At 40.1% G+C, this 12,041-nt stretch carries 8 protein-coding genes and 1 tRNA gene; 7 read left to right on the plus strand and 2 right to left on the minus strand.

Translation table 11 applies throughout. The annotated features are described in order from the left end of the window. Positions 1–203: 203 nt before the first annotated feature. The 3 genes from ACZ5XR_RS07330 to ACZ5XR_RS07340 are packed head-to-tail and all read left to right on the plus strand — an operon-like array spanning position 204 to position 4,100. Positions 204–1,775 (plus strand): spore germination protein, encoded by a 1,572-nt coding sequence (locus ACZ5XR_RS07330; RefSeq protein ID WP_464501008.1) that lies wholly within the window; start codon positions 204–206, stop codon positions 1,773–1,775. 25 nt (positions 1,776–1,800) lie between these two features. Next, positions 1,801–2,892 (plus strand): spore germination protein, encoded by a 1,092-nt coding sequence (locus ACZ5XR_RS07335; RefSeq protein ID WP_464501009.1) that lies wholly within the window; start codon positions 1,801–1,803, stop codon positions 2,890–2,892. After that, positions 2,889–4,100 (plus strand): Ger(x)C family spore germination protein, encoded by a 1,212-nt coding sequence (locus ACZ5XR_RS07340; RefSeq protein ID WP_464501010.1) that lies wholly within the window; start codon positions 2,889–2,891, stop codon positions 4,098–4,100. Before ACZ5XR_RS07335 ends, ACZ5XR_RS07340 begins: the two co-directional genes overlap by 4 nt. Positions 4,101–4,672: 572 nt before the next feature. On the opposite strand, the gene ACZ5XR_RS07345 is transcribed toward ACZ5XR_RS07340, so the two are convergent. Both ACZ5XR_RS07345 and ACZ5XR_RS07350 read right to left on the minus strand, forming a co-directional pair. Next, positions 4,673–4,746: transfer RNA gene (locus tag ACZ5XR_RS07345), tRNA-Arg, on the minus strand. 168 nt (positions 4,747–4,914) lie between these two features. Then, complete coding sequence (locus ACZ5XR_RS07350) at positions 4,915–5,235, minus strand: hypothetical protein (protein WP_464501011.1); 321 nt, start codon at positions 5,233–5,235, stop codon at positions 4,915–4,917. 331 nt (positions 5,236–5,566) lie between these two features. Here ACZ5XR_RS07350 and mutS point away from each other — a divergent pair, with 331 nt between their 5' ends. The 4 genes from mutS (at position 5,567) to ACZ5XR_RS07370 (ending at position 11,809) form a co-directional block, all read left to right on the plus strand. Further along, the gene (gene mutS, locus ACZ5XR_RS07355) at positions 5,567–8,164 is read left to right on the plus strand and encodes a DNA mismatch repair protein MutS (protein ID WP_464501012.1); all 2,598 of its coding nucleotides are present in this window, start codon (positions 5,567–5,569) and stop codon (positions 8,162–8,164) included. Positions 8,165–8,177: 13 nt separating this feature from the next. Continuing rightward, complete coding sequence (mutL, locus tag ACZ5XR_RS07360) at positions 8,178–10,067, plus strand: DNA mismatch repair endonuclease MutL (protein ID WP_464501013.1); 1,890 nt, start codon at positions 8,178–8,180, stop codon at positions 10,065–10,067. 744 nt (positions 10,068–10,811) lie between these two features. Further along, positions 10,812–11,261: a hypothetical protein gene (locus tag ACZ5XR_RS07365; protein ID WP_464501014.1), complete on the plus strand. Its 450-nt coding sequence runs from the start codon at positions 10,812–10,814 to the stop codon at positions 11,259–11,261. Positions 11,262–11,527: 266 nt separating this feature from the next. Next, the gene (locus ACZ5XR_RS07370) at positions 11,528–11,809 is read left to right on the plus strand and encodes an AbrB/MazE/SpoVT family DNA-binding domain-containing protein (protein WP_464501015.1); all 282 of its coding nucleotides are present in this window, start codon (positions 11,528–11,530) and stop codon (positions 11,807–11,809) included. Positions 11,810–12,041 lie beyond the last annotated feature (232 nt).

Genomic DNA, 12,041 nt, shown 5'->3' on the forward strand with positions numbered 1-12,041 from the left:
TTTTACTTTGAATATCCTTAACGTTGTAAATTAGCGTTTTGCTGGTGGTACCCGAATAGATTTGTTAGATACCTCACAAGATAAAGATAAGTTTATCACCACGATTTTCCATGCAATGTTTAACAAAGGAAGGCGCTATCCATGTTCTTTATCTTTCGACTTTTTAATTGGATTCGTAGATCATCAGAGGAACAGTGCTGAAAATGAGGGAAAGGAAATTTAAGGTGAAAATAAAATATAAAAAAGCTAACAAAAATGAAGATCAACAGAAGGTCGTGCCTCAAGAATTAAATAATCATTTTACGGATAATATCATTTTAAACCTTGAATTAGTTAAAAATGAAATCGGACAAAATTGGGATGTACATTATCGAGAGTTTAACATAGGTCGCACCTGCATTCGATCATGCCTTATTTTTGTGGATGGATTAGCAGATAAGGATCTGATTAATAAACAAATCATGACATCGTTGATGGCTAATTTCTCATCGGAATATAAACTGGAACTATCCTCTGTAAAAGGAAGTAATTTAAATGAATTTGTAAAAAACCAAGTACTGCCTATTAGTAAGGTAGAAGAGGTTGGTTCAATAAAAGAGTTAGCAGCCAAAGTGTTAATAGGTGCTACTGCACTATTAATTGATGGCTCTTCCGATGTGTTAATCCTTGGTACCACTAAATTAAAAACAAGGGCAATTGAAGAGCCGGTTTCCGAGCCATTAGTAAGAGGCCCACGATCCGGTTTCACTGAATCTTTAAGGGATAATACATCTCTTTTGAGAGGGAATGGAGAAAATAAAAATTTAAAGTTAGTAAATTTTAAAGTAGGAAAGAGGGTAAAAAAAGATTTAGTTGTCGCTTACATTAATGACATTGCTGATCCCCAATTAGTACAAGAGGTAGAAGCGCGTATTCGAAAAATAGATATCGACAATGTACCGGAATCGGGTTATATTGAACAACTTATCGAAGATAACTACCTGAGTCCTTTTCCTCAGGTACAGAGTACAGAGCGTCCTGACCGGGTAGTTGCTGCTTTAGTGGAAGGCCGGGTATCAATTTTACTCGATGGAACACCTTTTGCCTTAATTGTTCCGGTTACTTTTAGCATGATGCTGCAATCACCAGAGGACTATTATGAAAGATGGATTCCTGGTTCGTTGATCCGGTTGCTTCGATACCTGGCAGCGATTCTGTCCCTTTTCTCACCGGCTTTGTATATTGCTTTTATCTCATTCCATCCCGGAATGATTCCTACTAAATTAGCCATTTCCATATTAGGATCGAGAGCTCAGGTTCCATTTCCAGCACTAATCGAAGCGTTATTCATGGAAATCTCAATTGAGATTTTGCGGGAAGCTGGACTCCGTTTGCCAAAACCAATCGGACCTGCAATGGGGATTGTCGGTGGTTTAATCATTGGCGAAGCGGCTGTACAAGCCGGAATTGTTAGCCCTATGTTAGTCATAATCGTATCATTGACGGCGATCTCATCGTTTGCTATTCCGCAATATAATGCAGGGATAGCACTGCGTTCTCTGCGTTTCGTAGCGATGATTTTTTCTGCGCTATTAGGATTATATGGAGTCATTATATTTTTCCTTTTGCTTACCAGCCATTTAGTGAAACTAAAAAGTTTTGGTGTTCCTTATGTAAGTCCAGCAGTTCCTTATCGCCTAAGTGACTGGAAGGACTTTATGGTTCGCATGCCTCTATTGATCATGAAGAAACGCCCGAAAATGAATCATGCCAAAGATGAGCTACGTAAGGGATAACCTGTCGAGAAAGGAATTAGTAAGGATGATTCTGAATCCAAAAGATCAAATTACAGCCCAACAGGCAGCAGTTATTGTCATCAATTATATACTTGGGACAGGAATCCTTACCCTGCCCAGAGCAGCTGTAGAGAAGGTACAAACTCCAGATGTATGGATAAGCGTTCTATTAGGAGGACTCTTGGCGATGGCAGCTGGAGTTGTTATGGTGAAGTTAAGTCAGCAATTTCCCCAAAAAACCTTTTATCAATACAGCCGGGAAATTGTGGGCAAATGGGTGGGGGTGCTCCTTAGTTTTATTCTCACTGGATATTTTCTAACGTCCGCCGGTTTTCAATTACGTTCATTAACTGAAGTAACTAAGTTCATATTACTGAAGGGAACTCCCAACTGGGTAATTATTCTGCCGTTTATGTTGGTGGGCCTTTATCTAATCATGGGGGGAATCAATGCGATTGCCCGTCATTATCAAATAATATTACCTATTACTGTTGTCTTGTTTTTACTTACTATTTTTTTGAGTTTCAAAATATTTGAAATCGATAATTTACGCCCGGTACTAGGGTCAGGAGTTTTTCCAGTGTTAAAAGGGATAAAGTCAACGGCTCTTGCGTATACCGGCCCTGAGATCATGCTGATCATTGTCGGATTTATGAAAGAGCCAAACAAAGGAGTAAAAGCGGTCATAGCCGGAATTAGTATGGCTTTGATTTTTTACCTGATAACCATGGTCATGGTCATCGGTGGGTTATCAACGGATGAAGTAGTCACGAGAACATGGCCGACGCTTGACCTGGTCCGTAGTTTTGAAATTTCCGGGTTAATTTTTGAACGATTTGAATCATTGTTACTTGCGATTTGGATTATGCAAATGTTTACCATCTTTACCACGGCTCACTATGCTGCTGCTCTAGGGCTGGCCCAAATTTTCAACAAAAGCATCCGTCCATTTATGGTGGGGCTGCTGCCAGTTATTTATCTCATCTGCATTTTTCCAAAAAATCTTAATGATTTTTTAAACCTTGGGGATTTAATGGGTAATGCTGCACTTTACTTATTTGGATTGCTGCCGCCGCTTCTCCTAATTATTACGAGATGGGAGAGAAGGACACAATGAAGTACAAACAGACCATTTTACGATTTCTTGTGACCTCACTGTCCGGTCTTTTGCTATTCTGTCTGACCGGCTGTTGGAGTAGCCATGAAATTGAAAATTTAAGCTTAGGTGTAGGAATTGCATTTGATACAGGCAGGAAGTCAAGTACTGAGAACAACTTAGACGAAAAGGGAGGAGGATATTCAAAAAAGAATCGAATCACTGCCACCTTCCAACTGATAACTCCGCAAATAGCAAGTTCATCGGGTAAACAAGGAGGACCGCCGCAACAATCCTACGTTAATATTTCTGAAACGGGAGATTCAATCATTCAGGTGGCCCGTGAGTTATCTTTAAGATCAGATTTTCCTTTTCATGCCGCCCACATGAAGGTCATTGTAATTGGAGAAAAACTGGCTCGGTCGGTCAATTTACAAAATTTACTAGACATGCCTCTTAGACATAATGAGTTTCGACCCAGCTGTCTTGTTTTTATTTCAAAAGGGAGGGCCAGCGAAACATTAATTTCAAAGACACCAGGAGAAGTTCCAGCATTACGTCTATACGGTATTATAGATAATGCATATAAATCATCCAGAATTTTGCCTCCTGTTTCGCTCATTAAATTAGATGGCAAGCTTCAATCAGGATCAAGTTTTCTTTTGCAGAATGTAATAGCAGCAAATGGACAAGTGAAATTTGCCGGAGCTGCAGTGATTAAAGGAAAGACAAAAAAATTACTTGGTTTTTTAAATGAAAATGAATTGGAGGCTGTCACATGGTTAACCGGGAAGGGTTTAGACGGTGTTGTGAAAAGTTTTGATAAACAAACCAATAGCCCGATCTTATATGAGGTAGAGTCTATTAAAAGTAAAATCACATCACATGTTAGAGGTAATAAAATCTCTTTTGATGTAAACATCCATTCAAAAGGAAGATTGATTGAGAATTGGGTCGGTTCAGGTACTCCTTTTGAAAATGCATTTCTAAAAAGGGCAGAAGAATCTACGGCAATACAAGTAAAACAATTGATCGGTCTGACTTTAAAAAAAATGCAAAAGGAATATCAAGTCGACGCTGTCGGCTTTGGGGGACGTTTGAAAATTCAGCATCCAAAAGTATGGGAAAAGGTGAAAAAAGATTGGGACCAAACCTTTATTAATATTCCCATTAACTACAATGTAAACGTAACAATTAAAGACTATGGAGCATCAGGGAATTATAAATAAACCCTCTAATGTGTTAAGGTATACGAATTGTAATAGAACAAAGCTTCGAAAATCTATAGAATATATTCTTGTATATTTGTACGGGAATTAAGGAGCTACTTGGGAAAAGGGTGATATTTTTCTGGTTTATTGTTAACAAAAACGAACATTTTTGTTACGGCAATTGTATAAAAAAATCTACTTTATAAAAACTCCAGTCATCGTATTCCACAATCGGGCGCTTTTCTTGAATAAGAAGGCGTCTTTTGTATTATATTGGATTCTGGAACAACAAATATTAGGTTTGGGAGTTATATTATGGTCTAGGAGAGATTGTGAATGAATCAATTTCGGTTACTTTAATTTAATATTGAAAATGCTCCTTTATGTGGTCATTAAATTTGGGGTGAATTTTTAATAGGATTGATTTCAATCTTTTTTAAATTTATTTACTTTCTTTGACAGAAATATTTTGTCTCATTTGGTGGCAATTAGTTATGTTTGGTGGCAATATGGTGGCAACCCGGCTGTTTAATAAATACAACTATAACAGATAAAACAGAAAAACCCTTGCCGAGGCAAGGGTCTTTTAGCGTCCCGAAGAGGATTCGAACCTCCGACCTACAGTTTAGGAAACTGTTGCTCTATCCTGCTGAGCTATCGGGACAAAATATAAAAGGAACGTTATTTATTATAATAATTAATTTGAAAAAGGTCAATGAAAAGTTTACCATTTATCGGTGACAGGCACCATGTGAAAGATTGAATATATGGTGCTAAAAAGAAACCTTACGGTAGATAAGCAAGGTTTTGCCTACCATAAGGAAGATCTTTTTTAAATAAACATGGTTCCGGCGACAAAGAAGCTGAACAGTGAGCCGAGGACTACTCCAAGTGTTGCAAAGACCATTAAAATGGCGCCATGAACCTTATTTCTTTCGTAATACGTTAATAATCCCAAGAAAAATGCGGCTGCCCCAAAAACAATTGGCAGAAAGAGAAAGGAAATTGCGGCGAACAACCATCCAAATGCCGTATAAAAAATATTCAATTTTTTATTTGATTGAGAACCTTCAAAGGACACTTTTACATTACCGCAAGCATGACAAATATCAACGCCTGCCATTTCATACGAACCATTTTTAGAATTATTCATTCTATCCACTCCAATACAATATATTTGGAAAAAAATCACTGAATAAACAACATCATCATAGTGAAAAAGTTTTTCTACGAAACTAAAATCACTCCCCTCTCCACTTATCAATTCGAATGTTATCAAGGTGTTTCAAAGACAATTATTCCCAATATAAATAATATTATAAAAATTAATTTTAGATTAACATAATTTTCTAAAAATTCAAGCGAAATGAATAGAAAAAATATACATCAAAATTGGTATATATTCGACAAGTGCCTGTCACCTGACGAATATGTTATAATAGTTTGTCGAAGATACTCGAAATGATTTGAATCTGGAGGTCATTATGGCAGCTTATACGCCAATGATACAACAATATTTAACCGTTAAGGCAGACTATCAAGATGCCTTTTTATTTTTCCGCTTAGGCGACTTTTATGAAATGTTTTTTGACGATGCGATTAAAGCTTCACAAGAATTAGAGATTACGTTAACGAGCCGTGAGGGCGGCACCGAAGATCGGATTCCAATGTGCGGGGTGCCGTATCATTCAGCCGCCAACTACATTGAACAATTAATTACGAAAGGCTATAAGGTTGCAATATGCGAGCAAACCGAAGATCCGAAGCAGGCCAAAGGAGTGGTAAGGCGGGAAGTTGTCCAGCTGATCACACCCGGAACCGTTATGGAAGGCAAAGGATTAACGGATAAAGAAAACAATTATATTGCTTCAATCACCGCTTTTGATGACCAAACCTTTGGGTTTGCCTATACAGATCTATCCACTGGAGAAAGCAGGGTAACGCTACTATCCAATTTTGATGAAGTGTTAAATGAACTGGCGGTTTTAAGCACAAAGGAAGTCGTGGTCGCATCAAGCTTTGATGCCGAACTTCAGAAAAAAATGCGCGAACGCGATGTGCTGGCCATTTCAATTGAAGATAATAGTTCAATAGAATTGAATTTTTCCCACCTGCTCGAAGGAATGGAGCAAAATAAACTGAAGCAAACCGCCGCAAGGCTTTTCCACTATTTATATCGATCGCAAAAAAGAAGTCTTGACCATCTTCAAGCTGTGACGACTTATCAAATTCATCAATATATGAAAATTGATTATTATTCGAAACGCAACCTTGAATTAACTGAAACGATTCGTTCCAAAGGGAAAAAGGGTTCCCTGTTATGGCTGCTGGATGAAACGATGACCGCGATGGGCGGGAGGATGCTGAAAACCTGGATTGACCGTCCGTTGATTTCGAAGAGCATGATTGAACAGCGCCACAAACTGGTTGAGGTCCTGTTGAATCACTATTTTGAACGGCAGGAGCTTCGTGAAAAATTAAAGGAAGTATATGATTTAGAGCGGTTAGCCGGCCGTGTCGCGTTTGGAAATGTCAATGCCCGTGATTTAGTACAGTTAAAACGCTCGCTGATCCAGGTTCCTTTTTTACAACAAATCCTCCAATCGATGCAGAATGAAGACATAAGTGAATTGGCAGAACAGCTCGACCCATGTGAAGATGTGACCGATTTGCTCGAGCAGGCGATTGTCGAGAACCCGCCGCTGTCGTTAAAAGAAGGGAACATGATCCGCGATGGCTACAATGCTCAATTAGACAATTACCGTGATGCCAGCCGGAACGGAAAAACGTGGATTGCCCAGCTGGAACGGGAGGAACGGGAAAAAACCGGCATCAAATCGCTGAAGGTCGGCTATAACCGTGTCTTTGGATATTATATAGAAGTAACAAGAGCCAATCTGCATTTGCTTACAGAAGGTCAATATGAGCGAAAACAGACGTTAACCAATGCCGAGCGCTTTATCACACCGGATTTAAAGGAAAAAGAAGCGTTAATTTTACAAGCCGAGGAAAAATGCGGCGAGCTTGAATATGAGCTGTTTAGCGAAATTCGCGAAATCGTTAAGGAACAAATCCCGCGCTTACAGGCTTTAGCGAAATATATCAGCGAGCTGGATGTTTTGCAATGCTTTGCCCAGGTGAGCGAGGAACGCCGTTATGTGAAGCCACAGTTTTCAGATGAACGCAAAGTGGTACTGAAAGAAGGCAGGCACCCTGTTGTGGAAAAAGTACTGAATGCTCAGGAATATGTTCCAAATGACTGTTTCATGGACAATGAACGGGAAGTTCTGCTGATTACCGGGCCGAATATGTCGGGGAAAAGCACCTATATGCGACAAATCGCCTTGACGGCCATTTTAGCGCAAATCGGCTGTTATGTACCGGCAACGGAAGCGATTCTGCCGATTTTTGATCAGGTATTTACCCGGATTGGGGCTGCTGATGATTTAATTAGCGGACAAAGTACCTTTATGGTCGAAATGCTCGAAGCAAGGAATGCGATTGCCAATGCGACGCAGAACAGTTTGATTTTGTTTGATGAAATCGGCCGCGGAACCTCGACATATGATGGTATGGCTCTAGCTCAAGCGATCATTGAATACATTCATACCCGCATCGGAGCAAAGACGCTGTTTTCAACCCACTATCATGAGTTGACAGTCTTGGAGGAGGAGCTTGTCAAGCTGAAGAATATTCACGTCAGCGCCATCGAGCATCAAGGCAAGGTCGTATTCCTTCATAAAATTAAAGAAGGTCCGGCTGATAAGAGCTACGGAATTCATGTGGCCCAACTAGCCGAGCTTCCGGAAGAATTAATTAACCGGGCCAATGAAATTTTGACAGCTTTAGAACAATCGGATGCCAAGGATATTCCAGCCATGACCGTGGAAAAAACGGAGCAAGTTGCCCATCAACAGCCGGCACAGCTCTCCTTTTTCGATGAACCAAAGGAGCCGAAAAAGCAGGAGCTGTCAACAAAAGAAATACGAGTAGTAGAAAAAATAAAAGAAGTCGATTTATTAGATATGACACCACTTCAAGCGATGAATTTATTGTACGAGCTCCATAAAAAGTTGAAATAGGGGGTGGATGTGAATGGGCAAGATTATCCAGTTAGATGATGCCCTGTCCAATAAAATTGCTGCAGGTGAGGTTGTCGAGCGCCCTGCCTCTGTTGTGAAAGAGCTGGTAGAGAATGCGATTGATGCCGGCAGTACGGTCATTGAAATTGAAGTAGAGGAAGCCGGACTAGCGAAAATCCGGATCACCGATAATGGCAGCGGCATTGACGAAGAGGATGTCCTAATGGCTTTTCAACGGCATGCCACCAGTAAAATTAAGAATGAAAACGATCTATTCCGTATTCGGACGCTTGGTTTCCGAGGCGAGGCTTTACCGAGTATCGCATCCGTTTCTCGTTTGGAGTTGAAAACGTCGACTGGTGAGGGCGCAGGTAATCGGGTCGTGATTGAGGGCGGCAAAGTCGAAACTTTTGAAAAAGCTTCGGCCAGACGCGGCACAGATATTGTCATTACCGATTTATTTTTCAACACTCCTGCCCGCTTAAAATATATGAAAACCATACACACAGAGCTCGGGAATATTACTGATGTAGTTAACCGGCTGGCCCTTTCCCATCCAGAGGTGGCCTTCCGCTTGATTCATAATGAACGGAAGCTGCTGCAGACGAATGGAAACGGCGATGTCCGCCAGGTGCTGGCTGCCATTTACGGCATGAGCATTGCCAAGCAGCTGGTACCTATTTCCGGGACTTCGCTTGATTATAAAATTAGCGGCTATGCTTCGATGCCTGAAGTCACCAGAGCGTCGAGAAACTATATCTCGACCATGATCAATGGACGTTTTATTAAAAATTACCCGCTGGCGAAAGCGATTCAGGATGGTTACCATACTTTATTGCCTATTGGGCGGTATCCAATTATTCTGTTAAATATTGAAATGGACCCATTACTGGTGGACGTGAATGTCCATCCCTCGAAAATGGAAGTCCGGATTAGTAAGGAAGCAGAGCTGAATGAGTTAGTGACAGTGATGATAAAGGATGCCTTTAAATCAAAGATCCTGATTCCGACAGCGTATACGCATGTGAAAAAAGAAATGCCGAAATCGGAACAGACCACTTTGGTGCTGAATGAGGGTTCGGAGGATGTCCCTGTTCGCAATGAGGGGAAAAGGCCCTTTTTTGCAGCTGGGGTTCAGGAAGTGCGTCCGAAGCTGGAGCCTATTAAAAAAGAAATAATAGAAATTTTGTCCCCGCCCATTGTACCAAATATGGATCCGATAGAAGAGGATGCTTTTGAAGAGGAGTCTTTTGATGAGGAACCATTCGTTGAGAGTCCCTTTGATGATGATCCAATTAGGGATGCCCAGCAAAACGAGAGCCGGGTTCCCCGCATGTATCTGATCGGGCAAATGCATGGAACATATATTTTTGCCCAAAATGAAAATGGTTTATATATTATTGATCAGCACGCTGCCCAGGAGCGGCTGAAGTATGAATACTTCCGGGAAAAAGTCGGACAGGTAGAGTCAGAACTGCAGGAAATGCTTGTGCCGTTGACGTTTGAGTATTCTACCGATGAGTTTATTAAAATCAATGAAAATATTGGCGAGCTGGAAAACGTAGGTGTTTTTCTCGAAGAGTTTGGGATCAACAGCTTCATTGTTCGCTCGCATCCGCAATGGTTTCCTAAAGGAGAAGAGAAGGAAATCATGGAGGAAATGATCGAGCAGCTTTTAGCGATGAAGAAAGTCGATATTAAAAAGCTGCGGGAAGAAGCGGCGATAATGATGAGCTGTAAAGCCTCCATTAAAGCGAATCGCCACCTGCGCAATGATGAAATCCAAGCACTGTTAGACGATTTGCGAAAAGCTTCTGATCCGTTTACCTGTCCGCATGGACGACCGATCATTGCCCATTATTCTTCCTATGATATGGAGAAGATGTTTAAGCGGGTGATGTGATTTTATATCGCATGCCTATTATAATAGACAGTTTTCAAAGATTTTGAGTCTTAAGTGTCCGCAAGAGCTCTTGTTGCGGACACTTTGCATAGATATAGAGCCGGAGGTGTCCGTAAGAGCCCTTGTTGCGGACACTTTACATGGATATAGAGCTGGAGGTGTCCGTAAGAGCCCTTGCTGCGGACACTTTACATGGATATAGAGCTGGAGGTGTCCGTAAGAGCCCTTGTTACGGACACTATACATAGATATAGAGCCGGAGGTGTCCGTAAGAGCCCTTGTTACGGACACCTTGCAAAGAATAAGAGCCCAAAGTGTCCGCAAGAGCCCCAGTAACGGACATTTTGGATAGAATAAGAGCCCAAAGTGTCCGTAAGAGCCCTTGTTACGGACACTTTACATAGAATAAGAGCCCGAAGTGTCCGTTAGACCCCCAGTAACGGACACTTTACATAGAATAAGAGCCCGAAGTGTCCGCAAGAGCCCCCAGTAACGGACAACTTTACATAGATTAAGAGTCCAAAGTGTCCGCAAGAGCCCCAGTAACGGACACTTTACATAGAATAAGAGCCCGAAGTGTCCGTAAGAAACCTTATTACGGACACTTTTCTTATTTTTAAAAGCTAAAGTGTCCGCCATGCTCCCATTTTAAAATATATACATTTCATTAAAAATGTATATATCTGGAATGAATAAATCAATTGAAAATATGAATATATATAAAGATTACAAGTCTTTAAGGGGGTGATTTCAATCGTTGGTTTTACCCTGTTAGGCTTATTTTTACCGGTTGTGATTATTGTTTTTGTGATTGTCTATGCAGTGAGATACAAAGAAAAGGGGGGAGAAACTGTGTTACGCCATCTTTATACGTATTTAGTTTTGTTTGCTACACTGATGATGGTCATCGGTGGAGGTATTTCGATTTTTATGGCGGCAGCGGATTTAGTCAGTCCGCCTAGTTATTATCAAAACTACCAGGACTATAAACAAATGTATGATACCGGAAAAGGTGGAAGTCAAAATTTAACGGACGCAGAGATACGGGCTAATTATGACCAGTCTGTAAAGGATGACCAGAACCGTGCAAGGGAAAATGCGAAAAATCAAATTATCAAGAGTTTGGGCTTTATCGTGATTCCACTGCCTATATTCTTGTATTTTAACAATATGCGAAAAAAGCAAAATCCTTGAATATTGGGCTGCCACAAATGGCAGCCTCTTCTAATTGAACTGCAGGGAGTTTAAAAGGGAATATTTACCTTTCCGACTAACAAAGCACACTACGTTCAAATAAAGTAGCTTATGCATCAATTTTACCCTACAGGTAATATTTACCATAACTAAACATAATAAAAACAGTGGTATAAATTACCCATATAACATATGTTAATGTGAACAATTACCCTATAAGATAAATAATATATTGATTACATTAATTGTAAATGGGGGAGTGTTGAATGAAAAGTACTGGCATAGTCCGAAATTTGGATGCATTAGGACGTATAGTTATTCCAATGAACTTGCGACGTACTCTAAATGTAAAGGAAAATGACCTTATGGAGATTTTTATTGATGGGGATCGTATTATAATTAAGAAATATACCCCTAACAATGCTTGTATGATTACGGGAGAAGTTTTAGATGATAATCTTGTATTTGCAAATGGAAAGATAATATTAAGCCGTGAAGGTGTAAAAATTTTATTGAATGAGCTTCAGCAACTGCTTGAGGGGAAGTAAGATACCGATATAATTAGAATCGAAAGCATAAAAATAATTATTTATCGTAAGATACTTCTCTAATATTTCATTGAGGTTAATGGAACAATATTAATTAGCTTCAAAATGTTAGCGAATTAGCTCCTGAATAATAATAAATGACTGAAAAGGAAAATGGGAAAAGAGTTTTTATCTCTTTTCCCATTTTTTATGAGATTTGTTCAAAAATTTGGTCAGTAGGAAGTAGGAAAAT

The organism is Neobacillus sp. Fa239 (genome assembly GCF_055395235.1).